Consider the following 16,418-nt stretch of genomic DNA (forward strand, 5'->3'; position numbering starts at 1 on the left):
TTCCATATACGTGAGGGTATAGCCAATGATAAAAAGACTTTGTGGGCTATGTTGTGGGTTATGCTTCAGCCTACTGCTTGTTTCTCCTGTTTTAGCCGCCAACATAGACGGTAAACAGTTGGTTAACGATGCCAGAAAACAGATTGGTGTCACCATGTTTTATGATTCAGGCTATCAGCGCTTAGCCTATCCGATGGGCGATATCGCACAATACAAAGGCGTTTGCACCGATGTGGTGATCCGCGCCTTGCGCCATCAAAACCGAGATTTACAACAACTGGTGCACGAAGACATGAAAAAAGCCTGGAACAAATACCCTAAAATCTGGGGGCTAAAATCGACTGACCGTAATATCGACCACCGCCGTGTGCCAAATCTGGAAACCTTTTTTAACCGCCACGCCAAAATGCGGTCACTCACTGAGATCGAGGATTTTATTGCCGGGGATATCGTCACTTGGCGTTTACCAAATAATGCGCCACACATTGGCATTGTGTCCGACAAAAAGAGCCGCAACGGTGTTCCACTGGTTATTCACAATATTGGTTTTGGTACGCAGGAAGAAGATGTTTTGCTGAAATACAATATGATCGGACACTATCGCTATTAAAGCTAATAGAGCGGAGTAAAATCCGCCCTATTGCTAGGGTCTGTTGATCTTTGTTTATATTTTGGCACGTTGTAACTTCTGGTAGGCAGCAAGCAATTTTTGGTGTGCGCCAAACGTTGCCAACGACTCATCGCCTGCGATTAAATCATAGAACGGATTACCACCGTTGATCGCCGCCCAGCAGGTTGCGACCGCACTTTCACCGTATAAACGGTTAAAGACCACACGATATTGTGCCGGATCACGCTTATCATCTAAATACAGTTGCAGTGACTGAATTAAACAGCGGTAGTAATTATTACGCTCATCACTAAACACCGAAGCGGTGGTTTCCATTGTCCAGTTCGCCCAATCCAGCGCATTTTCCCAATCACCACAGGCAAGATAGAGCATCGATTTCAGCTCGCCGATCCGCAACGTTTGCCAACCGGATTTTGGTGGCGCTACAATGCCGATAAATTCACGCACACGGGTAAAATCATCAATGCCTTGCTCGTCCAACTGTTCCAACAGTTCCAGATAAGTTTCCTTATCATGGTGAAAGTGCGGTAAATCAAGCAAAATTTCACGCCACTCCATGCCCATATTATTGTTGGCATAGATCAGATCATCCACCGGATAAATATCCGACATGCCCGGTACAATAATCCGACAGGCATAAACGTCCAGATGGTTGTAATCCATGATATACACCTCTTGCTGTTCGGCATTGAAAATCGCCATCAAATTGGCAAATTCCTGCTCGGTGCTGCCGGAAAAATTCCAATCGACAAAGGCATAATCACTCTGCTGTTTAAACAGATCCCATGAAATTAAACCGCTAGAATCAATGAAGTGCGTTTCTAAATTGGCGTGTTCAGCCACGCCCGCATTATCAAATGATGGCGGCATAAACACATCCAAATCTTTCAAGCTCCGTCCTTGCAACAGCTCGGTGACGGTACGCTCTAAGGCGACTTTGAAATTCGGGTGTGCGCCAAACGAGGCAAAGCACGTGCCGTTGCTTGGATTCAGCAAAATCACCGCAATCACCGGATATTGCCCGCCCAGCGAAGCGTCATAAGCTAAAATTGGAAAGCCCTGTTTTTCAAGACTTTCAATTGCCTCTTGAATATGCGGATAGCGTGCGATTACCGCAGCTGGAATTTCCGGCAGACTGATGGCTTCGCTGATAATCTTGTTTTTCACATAGCGTTCAAACACTTCCGACAAGCCTTGCACCCGAGCCTCATTTTCACTGTTGCCGGCAGACATGCCATTGGAAACATATAAATTGGCAATAATCGCTTGCGGAATATACACTGTTTGCTGATCACGTTGACGGATATACGGCATTGCCACAATACCGCGTGCTGCATTGCCGGACTGCAAATCCACCAACTGAAGTGCGGTCAGCTCTTGTTGCGGATTGTAATATTGATGCAGATAATCATCTAATATCCCAACAGGCAGTTCGTTTTCGTCCACGATCGGAAACCATTTTTCTGTCGGATAATGCACAAACTCCCCTTCGGCAATCTCACTACCCAGAAAAAAATCAGCAAAAAAATAGTTGGTGGAAAGGCGCTCAAAATATTCGCCCAATGCTGATGCCAGCGCTGCTTTTTTGCTGGCGCCTTTGCCGTTGGTGAAACATTGCGGACAATCCTTATCGCGGATATGTACCGACCACACATTCGGCACCGGATTCAACCAAGAGGTTTCTTCAATGTTGAAGCCCAATTGTTGCAATTTGCTTTGAAAGCGCTGGATACTGTCTTCCAGTGCCGCATCTTTACCGGTGATATAGGTTTGTTGCATCATACTGATCTCTTGTCTTAATTAGCTAAAAAATAGAATTGAGCGGCATAATAGGCAAGAACCGCACTTTCGGCAAGAAACATTTGTGATCAACGCAGGTTTTTTGTTAGAAAAGCATTGAAATAAATTGAAAAAAAATTATGCTAAGCTATGGTCTGTTGTAACCTTGATCGAAGGAAATATCCGACGATTTTCAATCATTTCACACGAATGGAGAGTAAAATATGGCACAAGGTTGGTATGAATTAAAAGTCGCAAAAGACGGACAGTTTATGTTCAATTTGAAAGCAGCAAACAGTCAAGTCATTTTGACCAGTGAACTGTATAAAACCCGTGCAGCGGCTGAAAACGGCATCGCTTCGGTGCAAAAAAACGGTGCAGATCCTGCTGCTTATGAAATTCGGGTGGCGAAAAACGATAAGCCGTATTTCGTTTTGAAAGCAAAAAATCATCAAGAAATCGGTCGCAGCCAATATTACAGCTCAGAAGCCATCGCCAAAAAAGGCATCGCTTCAGTCAGCCGCAACGCTGCAACGAGCGTAATCAAAGATAAAACTACGCAATAATCAGAATCTTACTGCTCAAAGTGCGGTTTTTTAACAGTACTATGTAGCAGTTACAGGCATAGTAGACAAAAAGATTGCTTGAATAAATTCCACTATAATCCTCGTGGCAGTTAATTCACGAGGATTTTTTATTTATGGCAAAAGCTATAATCTAACAGTCCTCTAGCAGTATTTCCAATATGAAAATTTATAGGGCTTATACTACCAGTGAGTTATCAAATGATTAAATCACACTTAATTGCAGCTCTTTACCCAATGCGCGAAAAGCTCGACTAATGGTATCAATTTTGGTTGTATGGCGCGGCTCAAGAATACGTCCTACCTCCGGTGGGCGAATACTTGCTAAACGTGCTAATTGCGCTTTAGTGACAGATTGTTGAAGCATAGCATTGTGTAGCAGTACTTTAGCATAAACGCTATTAGGTAGTGCTACAGGGGTTTCCTCTTCAACAAGACTACGAGATACTGGAAATGGTTTATCTTCTTCAAAATAAATTTCAACGCAAGAAAGCAAAACGTCTTGCGCCATTTCCATAGCTTCATCGAAAGTATCGCCCTGAGTTATACCCTCGGGAATATCAGGGAACGTAACAACAAATCCGCCCTCATCGGCAGGTGTAAAATGTGCAGCGTAATACATAAATTATTTCTCCATAGTCAGCAGCGAGTCCGCCTTTACAAGCGAATTATATTATTTTAAACCTAATTGCTTTTTAATCCCTTCCACTAAACCCTTTTTTAATTCTTGGCTTGGATGGTTGGGTAAATGACTTCTTCGATCTTTGTAATACAGTTTTAAATGCCGTGTCCCATTTTCAACTTGTACCCCTTGAGCTTTGAGCCACCTAAGAAATTCGCTTTGTTTCACTGCCTCATCCAGTTGCTCGGTTAACTTGTGAGCATTATATGCAAAATTGCATATTGCCGCAAGTTATTTATATGCAAAAATGCAAATTATTTCCAAATATTTAACCATAATCAAAACGCAGATTAAATCCATGTCTTAAAGCGAGATATTATCCACTTCACGACTATTCAATAACCAGCTGACGCAAAATACCTTAAATCACGAATGGAGCAAGGCATTTGTACTACGGTTTAGTTTTTTGCAACGAGACAGAATATCATTAAAAAACCGCACTTTTCTTCTGCCGTGCTTCGACAAAAGCCAAATACTCTTCCAAATGATCGATCGCCGCTTGGCAGCGTTGCTTACGTTGTTCTAACACAGCAATTTTCCGCTGTCGCGCACTTTTTTCGCTTATTTCACAAGCAAGCAGTTGCGTGTATTGTTCAGCAATCAAATCATTAAAACGGGTCAAAAATTCATAATATTTTGCTAAACGTTGTGGTGGTGGCAAACAATGTACTTCATGTGCTTGCTGATTACGCTCAGCCTCTTTACCTGATGCCTTTGTCTGATAAAAAGTGCGGTTGTCGCTGGTCAGCTCCTGCAAGACATGGTATTGCGCTGTCAGCTTTTCAGCATAGAATGCCGTCAGCGCTTGGTCTTGCTCAGTTTCACAAGCCTGTTGCACAATCTGCAAAGTGGTCAGCGCCTGCGCTAAACATTGCGCCAGCGTTTCATTGTCTGGTGAAAAAAGCCGCGGATCCAATTTTCGGTGCAGTGGCATATTCTTGTGTATCGACAGCGCCTGAAAATACGCTTCGATTTCGTTTAACCGTGCTTGAATTGCCAGTCGTGACATTGACACCTCTTTTTCTTACCCGCCTATCATATTGTGGCAGATCTTAGCATTTTTCAGCCGATTGCGCGAAACGATTGTTGCCGAATTCTCAATGCTCGACAAACAACTCGCAACACAAATACCACAGTTCTGCTGAAAAGTTGCACTGAGTACTTTCGCTCAGGTAAAATACCCACGCTTTATTTTATTAGGGTGTGCCCTAACCTTTCTTTTTTATTTCTTTGACTACTAGGGTCTGTTGATATTTGTCTATAGTTCAAATTATGAACAGATATCAACAGTCCCTAGGAACGACTTAACATAAGGAACAATGTCCATGACCACTTCATCTTCGCAGCAAACCCCACTGCTGGAAAAACGCTTTGCCCTTAGCGCACGCGGCAGCAATCTCCGTCAGGAAATTATTGCCGGACTCACCACATTTTTAGCTATGGTCTACTCCGTGATTGTAGTGCCCGGCATGCTGGGTGATGCCGGTTTTCCGCCAGAGTCAGTGTTTATCGCCACCTGTCTGGTTGCCGGATTGGGATCGATTTTAATCGGTTTCTGGGCGAATGCACCCATGGCAATCGGCTGTGCAATCTCATTAACCGCCTTTACGGCTTATAGCTTGGTTATCGGACAGCAAGTCAGTATTCCGGTTGCCCTCGGCGCCGTCTTTTTAATGGGGGTAGTGTTCACCTTGATTTCCGTGACCGGAATCCGCACTTGGATTTTACGCAACCTGCCAAGCAGCATTGCACACGGTGCCGGCATTGGGATCGGGCTGTTCTTGTTACTGATTGCCGCCAATAATGTCGGCTTAGTGGTCGCCAACAACGCCGGTTTACCGGTGAAAATGGGCGATTTCAGCTCTTTTTCCGTGATCATGTCATTATTGGGGTTAGCCTTTATTCTTGGCTTAGAACGCTTACGGGTCAAAGGCGGCATTTTACTGGTGATTGTGGCAATTACCTTAGTTGGCTTGATTGCAGATCCGAATGTGAAATTCAGCGGTGAAGTATTAAAAGTGCCTAGTTTCGGCGACAACTCGTTAGCATTTGGCTTAGATATTATGGGTGCGCTGCAACCTGCTATTCTGCCGGTAGTATTTGCCTTAGTAATGACTGCTATTTTTGATGCGACAGGCACGATTCGTGCGGTTGCCGGGCAAGCGAATTTGTTGGACAAAGACGGGCAAATTGTCAATGGCGGTAAAGCGCTCACCTCGGATTCGGTCAGCAGTATTATGTCCGGTCTGTTCGGCACAGCGCCCGCTGCAGTCTACATTGAGTCCGCTGCCGGCACGGCGGCCGGAGGCAAAACCGGTATCACGGCGATTGTGGTCGGTGTACTATTTCTGTTCATGCTGTTTTTACAGCCGCTGGCCTTTTTGGTGCCAAGTTATGCCACCGCACCAGCCTTGATGTATGTCGGATTATTAATGCTGAGCAATGTCAGCAAACTGGATTTTGACGACTTCATCGGTGCCATGAGCGGCTTGATTTGTGCAGTATTTATTGTGCTGACCGCCAATATCGTGACTGGCATTATGTTGGGCTTCGCCTCTTTGGTGATCGGACGCTTGGTATCCGGTGAAATCAAAAAACTGAATATCGGCACGGTTATTATTGCGATTATTCTGGTTGGCTTCTACGCTGGCGGTTGGGCGATTAATTAAATTAGCGAAAAGCAAAACCGCACTTTGATCAGCTGGCGCGAAATAAAGCAGAGAGCATCAAAGTGCGGTTATTGGTTATAATCCAAACAAAAACTGACTAGCCGTCAACACTAGCCCAACAACAGACTGTCATCACTCAACTCTTCACCACGGGTTTTCTCGAACATTTTCAGCAGATCCGGCACATCCATTTTATCGCGCACGGCACCTTTCACGTCCAGCACTACTTGACCTTGGTGCAACATCACAGTACGTTCGCCATGATCCAACGCTTGGCGCATCGAGTGAGTAACCATCATCACCGTCAGATTATTCTCTTTAACAATTCGATCCGTCAACTCCATGACAAACGCTGCCGTTTTTGGATCCAACGCCGCAGTGTGTTCGTCCAGCAGCAAAATATTCGACGGCTGCAATGACGCCATCAACAGGCTGACTGCCTGCCGCTGTCCGCCGGAAAGCAACCCCATACGGTCGGTTAAACGGTCTTCCAATCCCAATTTCAGCATAGCAAGCTTTTCCCGAAACAGCTCACGCGCCGTTTTATTACTGAAAAATGCCAAACCGCGTTTGCGCCCACGGTTATACGCCAATGCCATGTTCTCTTCGATGGTCAACCCCTCGCAAGTGCCGAGCATCGGATCTTGAAAAACCCGTGCCACCGACGCGGCACGCTGCCATGTGCCTTTTCGAGTGACATCTTTGCCGTTGAGATAGACTTTGCCGGAATCCACTAAATAATCACCACAAATTGCATTCAGCAACGTAGATTTTCCCGCACCGTTACTACCGATTACCGTGACAAATTCGCCTTCGGAAATATCCAACGACAGTCCGCGCAGCACTGGGTTTTCAATCGGCGTTCCACGATTGAAGGTTATTCTTAAATCATCTAATTTCATCATATGCGTTACGACTTCTTGCTTGAAAATTGCTGTTTCATTTTACTTTTAAGCTGCGGCGCAATTAAAACCAGCACCACCAAAATTGCGGTGACTAGGTTCAAATCTTGTGCCCCAAAGCCGATTTCTCGCAAAGTATCACTGCTCAGTGCCACCGCAATAAAGAAGCGGTACAGAATCGAGCCGACAATCACCGCCAGCGTGATCACTAAAATGCGCTTCGAGGGAATCAAGGTTTCGCCGATAATCACCGCAGCCAGCCCGATCACAATGGTGCCGACCCCAATCGACATATCTGCGCCGCCCTGTGTTTGTACATATAGCGATCCACCCAGCGCAATCAAGGCATTAGACAATGCCATGCCCAAGAAAATCATCTTTCCGGTTGCAATGCCCTGTGCTTTTGCCATTCGCAAATTAGCCCCGGTGGCACGTACCGCCAAACCCACTTCGGTGTTGAAAAACCAGTCAAGCAACACTTTAGCCACAATCACAAATCCCAACACAAACAGCGGCTGGATATACAACTGATTGCTGGCATCCGCATTAATAAAAGGTTCATAAATGGTGGGTTCGCCCAACAAGGAGAGATTTGGCGAGCCCATCACGCGCAAATTAACTGAATACAGCGCAATCATCACTAAGATACTGGCAAGCAGCTGTAAAATTTTTAATGATACATGTAACCATGCGGTCACCAAGCCCGCTAATCCCCCCGCAATTGCGGCGGCAAAAGTTGCGATCCATGGGTCAATGCCGTTGACAATGCAAACCGCACACACTGCTCCGCCTAACGGAAAACTACCATCTGCGGTTAAATCCGGAAAGTCTAAAATACGAAATGAAATCAAGACGCCCAACGCCACCAAAGCGTAAATCAACCCAATTTCGAGCGCCCCTAAAAAAAGTACCAAAGTCATAATAATCGTTCTTTAAATAATCAATAAAAGAGTAAACAACTGTAGCGCTATACTATCACAGCGCTACAGTATTCGGCTTGTTCTGATGAAATTAAAACTCACAACCGTCTAAAAAAGCACCGATTATTGGCTAATCACTTCTTTCGCTGATTCCACCAGTGTTTGCGGCACTGTAATCCCAAACGCTTTTGCGGATTTCAGATTTAGATAGAGATCTAGCTTATCCATGGTTTTGACCGGAATATCGCCAGCTTTCTTACCATTTAAAATATCCACGATCATTTTGCCGGTTTCTTCACCCAAAATGTAATAGTTATTTGACAGTGCCGCAATCGCACCACGTGCGACAGTGCTGGTGTCGGAGGCGACCAACGGAATGCCGGAATCCAATGCCGCTTTGTACAGAGCCTCATAGGCTGAGACCACATTATTATCAGTCGAGGTATAAATCACATCGACTTTGCCTTTCAGGCTGCGCGCGGCAATACCGATGTCGGTAGTGCGAGGTGCCGGCGCTCCAACCACCTCAAAGCCATTCACTTTACCAGCTTCTTGTAATTGCTTTAATACAACTACCGAATTCACTTCACCGGTGCTATAGACATAACCCACTTTTTTCAAATTTGGGATCAACTGTTTGATCAAATCAATTTGCGGTTGAATCGGCAGTGTGTCCGAAGCACCGGTGACATTGGTGCCGGAAGCCCCCCAATCTTTCACCAATTTAGCCGCCACCGGGTCAGAAATCGCAGAGAAAACCACCGGAATATTACGCGTTGCCGCCACTACTGATTGCGCACTCGGTGTGCCGATTGCCAAAATCACATCCGGCTTATCGCCGACAAATTTACGTGCAATTTGTGCCGCAGTCGCCGTATTACCTTGTGCGCTTTGAAAATCGACTTTTAAATTTTTTCCCTCTTCATAACCGGCTTTTTTCAATTCTGCCAATGCCCCATCACGCACTGCATCCAACGCCGGATGCTCAACAATTGCGGTAATCGCAACCTGTTTCAGCTCCGCTGCAGCAGCGCCAGTACTGATCAAAACCGCACTTAGTGCTGCCCATAGGGTTGTGGTTATTTTTTTCATTGTTGTCGCTCCTTGTCGTATGCCGGAAAATAAGAAAGAATCTATAATAAATTGAACAGGTGTTACACCATTGGCGGATATTGAACAATATCCTCGCCGCTGATTAAAGATAATGAATTATTGTAATAAAATCAATACAACTGTAATAAAAATAATCCAGCCAATAGATAAACTGCTTAAACCCACGCCAATTTCTTATAAATCAACTTTTTATCGTGCAAAATTTGTTCGTAAATTTAAGACTATTCATTTTCTTCAGATGTAAAAAAGCCGTCTAATGTTAGACGGCTTAGACTGCTGACAAAGGTCAAAATACACGATTAATATTGTAAAAGTAGGGGCGGATTATATATCCGCCCGAACCGCACTTTGCATTTTTCCTTTATTGATTAAGTGCTTATACCGCACTTCGCAAACGGGCGGATATATAATCCGCCCCTACCTTGCCTCATCAAATATCTTTGTCAATAATCTGAGCCGTCTAATGTTAGACGGCTTTTAAGAATTCGATAATTTAGCTAGATTAAGCAACGACTGTCACGTTTTCAGCTTTTTTACCACGTTGATCATCAACAATATTGAAAAGCACTGCTTGGCCTTCTTTTAAAGTACGAAACCCTTCGCTTTGGATTGCGGAAAAATGCACGAATACATCTTCTCCACCTTCAACTTGTAAAAAACCAAAACCTTTAGTTTCATTGAACCACTTAACGGTTCCTTTTACTTGCGACATTACTACATCCTACATTAATAATTAAAAAAATCTTACCTTACAACACTACAACCAAACCAAAGTTGATTTTCATGACATGGTAAAGCTTGCTCGATGAGCAGTCCGCATACTACCAACATAAATTCCAAATTACACGTTTTATTTTAGAAAGTGGCGGAAATACCGCACTTTTGATGTAATAATGTGAAAAACATCACATTATTAGCTACAAGCTTCCTGTCTACTTTAATGTGATAATCTTGCTAATAATTTCTGATGAATACCATCAAAGCTACCGTTGCTCATCACCAAAATATGATCACCCGCTTGCGCTTCAGCCGCGATCAACTCAATCAATAAATCGATATTACCGCTCCATTTTGTCGGCACCGTTGATTTCTCAGCGATTTCTGCAACCTCCCAAGGAATATTGTCCGGCTGCAATAAAAAAATATAATCCGATTTCACCAACGAAGCCACCAGCTCATTTTTATGCAGCCCCATTTTCATGGTGTTAGAACGTGGCTCCAACACGGCCAAAATACGTTTTGCGCCACCGATGCGATCACGCAGCGCCGTCACAGTGGCAGCGATTTCTGCCGGATGGTGGGCAAAATCATCATATACCGTAATATCTTTAGCACAGCCTTTCAGCTCTAAACGGCGGTTTGTATTGATAAATCCTGCCAATGAAGCACAGGCTTTCTCCACCGAAACGCCGGCACGATATGCCGCAGCAATCGCCATTAACGCATTGTGCATATTATGTTCGCCAAACACATCCCAACGCACTTCGGCAATTTTTTGTTGTCGGTGATACACCGCAAAATGGCTGCTGTCCTGCGCTATTTTCTGGGCAAACCATTCTCCTTCGCGTCCAAGATGCTGCTGTTCACTCCAGCACCCCATCTCCAACGTTTGCTTTACTGTGGTGTCATCTTTAACTGACAACACCAACCCCGATTGCGGGATAATACGAATCATATGGTGGAATTGACGCTGGATAGCCATCAGATCATCAAAAATATCGGCATGGTCGAAGCCAATATTGTTGATAATCAGCGTATTGGGATTGTAATGTACAAACTTAGAGCGTTTATCGAAAAACGCCGTATCATATTCATCTGCTTCAATCACAAAATACGGACTTTCCCCCAACTGAGCCGAAGTTGCGAAATTTCCGGTTACGCCTCCAATCAAAAACCCCGGATTCATGCCGTTATCAGCTAAAATCCAAGCCAAAATGCTGCTGGTGGTGGTTTTACCGTGCGTACCAGAAACCGCCAATACCTTGCGGCTACGCAACAAATTATCGTGCAGCCACTGCGGGCCCGAGGTGTAAGGAATAGCATTGTCCAACACATATTCCACACAAGGATTGCCCCGTTTCATCGCATTGCCGATGATTACCATATCCGGCTGTGGAATCAATTGTGCCGGATCATAATCGGCAATAATCTCAATACCGCTCTTTTGCAAGAACGTGCTCATCGGCGGATAAACATTCACATCCGAGCCGGTCACTTTATACCCCATTTGCCGCGCGATAATCGCTACGCCTCCCATAAAGGTGCCACAAATGCCCAAAATATGAATATGTTGCTGTTTTATCATGGTTTAATCGCTCTTTTCTCTCAATTAAAATGTGGTTGAGATCACAGATCCCAAGCTAATTCTGACGCAGGATCGAATGACTGCTATAATAAAATGTGTCGATTATATAACAAAAAATCACAAGATTCTTTTTTAATTACGGGAGCAAAAATGAAAACATTAGGTGAGTTTATTGTTGAGAAACAAGCAGATTACCCCAGTGCTAAGGGCGAATTGAGTGGTATTCTTTCCTCAATCCGTTTAGTCGCCAAAGTTATCCACCGCGATATCAATAAAGCAGGCTTGAATAACGATATAATCGGCAATTCCGGGATAGAAAACGTGCAAGGCGAAGCTCAAATGAAATTGGATGCCTTTGCTCATGAAAAAATGAAAGCCGCGTTGATTGCCCGTGACGAAGTTGCCGGTTTTGGTTCGGAAGAAGAAGAAAACTTTGTCGCATTCGACACCGAAAGAGGACGCAATGCCAAGTATATCATCTTAGCCGACCCACTCGACGGCTCTTCTAATATTGATGTCAACGTTGCTGTCGGCACCATCTTTTCTATTTATCGACGAATTTCCCCTATCGGTACCGCAGTAACTTTGGCAGATTTTTTACAACCCGGACACAAACAGGTTGCTGCCGGTTACATTGTTTACGGTTCGTCAACCATGCTGGTTTATACCACCGGCAATGGGGTAAATGGTTTTACATATGACACCTCATTAGGTGTTTTTCTTCTTTCCCATGAAAATATCAAGATTCCGCAAAACGGCAAATGCTATTCGATCAACGAAGGTAACTATCTTAAATTCCCGATGGGGGTAAAAAAATACCTGAAATATTGCCAAGAAGAAGATGAAAGCAGCCACCGTCCTTACACCTCTCGCTATATTGGCTCCCTGGTCTCAGATTTCCACCGCAACCTATTGAAAGGCGGGATTTATATTTATCCGACATCGACCCACTACCCACTGGGAAAACTGCGGTTATTATACGAAGGCAACCCAATGGCGTTTCTTGCCGAACAAGCCGGTGGGCTCGCCAGTGACGGCTATCAACGAATTTTAGACATCGAGCCGACTGAATTACATCAAAGAACACCATTATTTGTCGGTTCAAAAAACATGGTTGAAAAAGCCACCTCATTTATGCTCGAATATCAAAATCAGTAAAAATACGGTTTTCATCAAGAATTGACTTCATCATACAGATTGCTTTATGCTATCTGTATGATGTGAGGTGACTATGAATTTATTTTTGAAATATGGCTCAATTTTTATTGCTGTCTGTTTACTGATTGTCGCCTCGACTTTTCTTAAAGGGAAAAAAGAACATTCACTGCCGGAATTCAAAAGCATTGCCTCCTACGCTCTGCCCGACTCCCCAATGCTGGACGAATTTAGATCCCGCATCAATTTAGAAGGCCCGGAATATTTTTTAACCAGCGATCAAAACATCACCAATCTAGTGCTGCGTTATAAAATCGGCATCAACTCTTCCAGACCGGTGCACTCTATCTCTTGGCTTTCTCTATACACTTACCAAGGACACATTATTTTTAACAAAGAGATTCAAGTGGTGTTTAATTCCGGTATGGATCAATACCAAAGCCGCAGCATCGATTCGGTCTTCCCAATCGACTCTATCTCACGTAACAATCGCATTTTTTTCCTCTCACCCAACCCAGAACTTGAAGCCATCGTGCTACCACTCAGTATTCAATATCTTGACGGCGGACGGTTGGAAGTGCCGTATTGAACATTATTGAGTAGGGTTTTGCATCCCGCTATAACAATACCGCACTTTATTTATGTTCTGATTGCATCCTCACGGCAAAAATCGGTCCTTCTCCCACAAGGGGCAAAGGAAAGTGCGGTTGCCTGCATGCAAGTGGTTAGGATTGTACCCCTTATTTCCTTCTCCCTTGATGGGAGAAGGTGCCCGAAGGGCGGATGAGGGTGAATCAATGTTCGTTGCCCCCTCATCCTGATTTTCGCTTCTGAACGAAGCAAAAATCGGTCCTTCTCCCACAAGGGGCGAAGGAAAGCTCGGTTGATTTTCCAAGAATTTCGTGCATAAAAAACACCCCGTCAGCAAGCTGACGAGGTGTTTGTCTTTTGCTGAACCGCACTTTTTGCAAAGTACGGTTTAACTCAAAACTTAAAGTACTGTAACAGTATTCTGAATCAAGACTTGAATACTGGTGTTAGTAGTATCCGTCCAGATGGTATACCCTGCATCTGCTCCTGTTCCTTGGGTAGAAGTCCAAGTTCCAAGTTGCGGTGTACTACTTGCAGTGTCGCTAGACCAGTTATTATCACCTAAATCAACTACATCGGTGGCACCACCATTAATATAGAGCTTAGTTGGTGCGTTAGCATAGACCAAATCACTAATAACCAGATTCACATGTTTGTCAGTATTTCCTAAATTAATTACCTCAAAACCATTAACCTTAGTCATATCAACAACACCATCGTTTCCAATAAAGGTTAGAGTATCTTGCCCCAAACCACCATCTAATAAGGTATTACCAATTAGATCCTGATCCTGACCTCGATTTCCTTTGATTATGACGGTATCATCACCATTACCCATATTGATAATGCTGGAGCCTTCAATCCAACCACCGACTTCTAATCTGTCATTACCATCATTGAAGTAGATTGTATCAGAACCTTTAACATTACCACCGGTAACAATACTGTCATCGCCTTCGCCCATCACAATATTGTGGGTACCATCTAAATCTGTGCCGGTATAGATCACATCATCACCTGCGCCCAAATTAATATTGTTGGTGCCGTTGATATATTTGGCAACGTAAATAACATCATCACCGCTACCGGTTGTAATGGTTTTAGTACCACGGAAAGTGTCACCCGCTTGAATAATATTTTCGCCGTCACCTAGCTCAAACTTACTGGTGCCGTCAATATCGCCTTTTACTCTGACGATATCATCACCGCTGCCACCTTTTACCGTTGTTTCATTGGTTACATAGCCACCTACTTCCAAGAGGTTATTGCCATTACCCAGATCGATAGTACTGGTTCCGGCAATATTACTGCCAACAGTAATAATGTCATTACCTTCGCCCATATCGATATTGGCACCAACATAGTACTGGCTGTTAATACGGAGATAGTCATCACCATTACCCGTTTCCACAATATTTGGATTTGGCGCAGAATTTCCTCCTAAGACACCTAATGGCTGTCTGCCATAGTCTCCACTTAAGATAAAGTAATCAGCATCACTGGTAGAGAGTAAACCAGTGTTATTGTATTTTTGCATCCCAATACTTGATCCGAAAGTATCTACGGTGATCCCTTCAGTTGCTGTAATCGGCACGTACAAGTTGTTTAGCGCATGCATACTAGCTTCGCTGACATTACCTGCGCGATCAATAGTAGTGATTTTCGCACCTTCCAACGTTTTAGTCTGCCAATCGTTTAACGTTAAAGTAAAACTGCCATCATCGCTAACCGTAATGTCTTGCGTGTTATAGCTGTTATTATTGCTAGCGCTCAAATAGGTCACCTTAATCGTTGCACCTGCTTCGGCAATACCGGTGTAAGTCACATTATTGCCGGAAGTCGCCACATTCGTGATCTTCATGGTTTCGACCAACGTATCCAGCTTAATGTGGTGTTCAACTACAGAGGTTTCCACTTGTTCCCCATCGATAAGATCAACGATCACTGCTTTATACAGATACTCTTGACCATACGTTTGATCCAGGGAATCTTTAACCTCATATTCAGTTGTCGATCCCGCTTTCAATGTCACAGTCACTTCAGTTTCCGATTTGATTTCCGGAATACCTGCCAGAGAATTATCATACTTATAACGATAAACCTTCAGTGTTTGATTGCTATCCAGTTGTTTATCTAACGTGATAGTCAGATCCGGTGTATCGTCATTAGTCAAACCGGTTGTCAAACTGGTGAAACCTGTGGTTGAACTGATAACACCTCCAGTCTTGCCATCGGTAGTATAAGTTCCATTATCAATCAAGGCATTTAACTTGGTGCTGTCGTAATCCTCGGTTAGATCATCTACCAATGTAACCATCGAAAATACCGCACTTTTGTTATTTACGACAAAATCTATCTCAATCGCTTCCGACACTACGTTTGTCTGATCCACTGCAACGATTTTATATCCTTCAAATTTATTCGGTAATGTTTCATAATCATTACTGTCAACTGTGCTTTCGCTGTCAGCCGTGCCAATCAATGCGCCCCCAGCACGTGTTAAGTAAATATCGCCTTTAGTATTAATCACATATTTACCATCTTCACTTCTGGCACTCATCGTGCCATTACCGTGGATAAATAAATATTCTTTGATTTTATTATCTTCGTCCGCAGCTGCAACATTTCCAATAGCGTTGCTAATCACGTTATTTTCGCTATATGCAAATGAAAACGTATCCTGTTTAAACCATGGCTTAAACAACACATCAACCTCGGTCTGCGTGCTAATACCATTACTATCTTGTGCGGTTGCAATCACTTTTGACCCAAAATATACATTTTTTCGTTCAATAGTCACCTCACCACTCTCGTGTTCTACAACTAACCAGTTCTGTTTGCTTGACTGTATCCACCCTTTATTCACCTCTTTCTTCAACAAGGCTGTTTGTCTTTCGCCCTGGCTATCTGTTATTTGAATATTTAATTCGATAGCACCTTCCAGCGGTGTAATCTTCACGACCCCCTTTACGACTAAAATTGTCGGGGCAATTGCAATCGGCATAGGTTCTGTAAAAGGCTTGATAAGTAAATTTAGATCATTTTTAATTCTATTTATTGGCATAATTGCTGCTCCTGTCTGATATT

General features: G+C 43.8%; 15 protein-coding genes. 5 read left to right on the forward strand and 10 right to left on the reverse strand.

Annotated features, from left to right (window positions below; genetic code table 11):
- Positions 1–154 precede the first annotated feature (154 nt).
- Complete coding sequence (locus tag EDC16_RS04965; RefSeq protein ID WP_332835430.1) at positions 155–610, forward strand: DUF1287 domain-containing protein; 456 nt, start codon at positions 155–157, stop codon at positions 608–610.
- Between the two features lie 54 nt (positions 611–664).
- Here the strand turns inward: EDC16_RS04965 and ycaO are convergent, their stop codons facing one another.
- Entirely contained in the window at positions 665–2,413 is a 1,749-nt protein-coding gene (ycaO, locus tag EDC16_RS04970; RefSeq protein ID WP_132966032.1) for a 30S ribosomal protein S12 methylthiotransferase accessory factor YcaO, read from the reverse strand.
- 221 nt (positions 2,414–2,634) lie between these two features.
- On the opposite strand from ycaO, the gene EDC16_RS04975 reads away from it, so the two are divergent.
- Entirely contained in the window at positions 2,635–2,976 is a 342-nt protein-coding gene (locus EDC16_RS04975) for a YegP family protein (RefSeq protein WP_132966034.1), read from the forward strand.
- 223 nt (positions 2,977–3,199) lie between these two features.
- Here the strand turns inward: EDC16_RS04975 and EDC16_RS04980 are convergent, their stop codons facing one another.
- The 3 genes from EDC16_RS04980 to priC all read right to left on the reverse strand — a co-directional run bounded on the left by EDC16_RS04980 (position 3,200) and on the right by priC (position 4,685).
- The gene (locus EDC16_RS04980; RefSeq protein ID WP_132966036.1) at positions 3,200–3,616 is read right to left on the reverse strand and encodes a type II toxin-antitoxin system HicB family antitoxin; all 417 of its coding nucleotides are present in this window, start codon (positions 3,614–3,616) and stop codon (positions 3,200–3,202) included.
- Between the two features lie 51 nt (positions 3,617–3,667).
- The gene (locus tag EDC16_RS04985) at positions 3,668–3,844 is read right to left on the reverse strand and encodes a type II toxin-antitoxin system HicA family toxin (RefSeq protein WP_132966038.1); all 177 of its coding nucleotides are present in this window, start codon (positions 3,842–3,844) and stop codon (positions 3,668–3,670) included.
- Between the two features lie 259 nt (positions 3,845–4,103).
- Positions 4,104–4,685: a primosomal replication protein PriC gene (gene priC / locus EDC16_RS04990; RefSeq protein WP_132966040.1), complete on the reverse strand. Its 582-nt coding sequence runs from the start codon at positions 4,683–4,685 to the stop codon at positions 4,104–4,106.
- Between the two features lie 316 nt (positions 4,686–5,001).
- Between priC and EDC16_RS04995 the strand changes: the two genes are divergently transcribed.
- A complete protein-coding gene (locus EDC16_RS04995) occupies positions 5,002–6,345 on the forward strand; it encodes an NCS2 family permease (RefSeq protein ID WP_132966042.1) in 1,344 nt (447 codons plus the stop codon).
- A gap of 110 nt (positions 6,346–6,455) precedes the next feature.
- Here the strand turns inward: EDC16_RS04995 and EDC16_RS05000 are convergent, their stop codons facing one another.
- The 5 genes from EDC16_RS05000 to mpl all read right to left on the reverse strand — a co-directional run bounded on the left by EDC16_RS05000 (position 6,456) and on the right by mpl (position 11,585).
- The gene (locus EDC16_RS05000; protein WP_132966044.1) at positions 6,456–7,250 is read right to left on the reverse strand and encodes an ABC transporter ATP-binding protein; all 795 of its coding nucleotides are present in this window, start codon (positions 7,248–7,250) and stop codon (positions 6,456–6,458) included.
- A 5-nt stretch (positions 7,251–7,255) separates the two neighbouring features.
- Positions 7,256–8,167 carry an ABC transporter permease gene (locus EDC16_RS05005; protein ID WP_132966047.1) on the reverse strand — a complete coding sequence of 304 codons (912 nt, stop codon included), beginning with the start codon at positions 8,165–8,167 and terminating at the stop codon, positions 7,256–7,258.
- Positions 8,168–8,290: 123 nt separating this feature from the next.
- Positions 8,291–9,259, reverse strand: coding sequence for an ABC transporter substrate-binding protein (locus EDC16_RS05010; RefSeq protein ID WP_132966049.1), 969 nt, complete (start codon positions 9,257–9,259; stop codon positions 8,291–8,293).
- Between the two features lie 523 nt (positions 9,260–9,782).
- Complete coding sequence (locus EDC16_RS05015; RefSeq protein WP_132966051.1) at positions 9,783–9,992, reverse strand: cold-shock protein; 210 nt, start codon at positions 9,990–9,992, stop codon at positions 9,783–9,785.
- A 225-nt stretch (positions 9,993–10,217) separates the two neighbouring features.
- Positions 10,218–11,585, reverse strand: a complete 1,368-nt coding sequence (gene mpl / locus EDC16_RS05020; protein ID WP_132966053.1) for a UDP-N-acetylmuramate:L-alanyl-gamma-D-glutamyl-meso-diaminopimelate ligase — start codon at positions 11,583–11,585, stop codon at positions 10,218–10,220.
- 150 nt (positions 11,586–11,735) lie between these two features.
- Between mpl and fbp the strand changes: the two genes are divergently transcribed.
- Both fbp and EDC16_RS05030 read left to right on the forward strand, forming a co-directional pair.
- Positions 11,736–12,743: a class 1 fructose-bisphosphatase gene (gene fbp / locus EDC16_RS05025; RefSeq protein ID WP_132966055.1), complete on the forward strand. Its 1,008-nt coding sequence runs from the start codon at positions 11,736–11,738 to the stop codon at positions 12,741–12,743.
- Between the two features lie 73 nt (positions 12,744–12,816).
- Complete coding sequence (locus EDC16_RS05030) at positions 12,817–13,329, forward strand: hypothetical protein (protein WP_132966057.1); 513 nt, start codon at positions 12,817–12,819, stop codon at positions 13,327–13,329.
- 402 nt (positions 13,330–13,731) lie between these two features.
- Here EDC16_RS05030 and EDC16_RS05035 read toward each other — a convergent pair whose 3' ends face one another.
- Positions 13,732–16,395: an Ig-like domain-containing protein gene (locus EDC16_RS05035; RefSeq protein WP_132966059.1), complete on the reverse strand. Its 2,664-nt coding sequence runs from the start codon at positions 16,393–16,395 to the stop codon at positions 13,732–13,734.
- Positions 16,396–16,418 lie beyond the last annotated feature (23 nt).

Origin of the sequence: Testudinibacter aquarius (assembly GCF_004342725.1) — a bacterium.
Lineage (GTDB): Bacteria > Pseudomonadota > Gammaproteobacteria > Enterobacterales > Pasteurellaceae > Chelonobacter > Chelonobacter aquarius.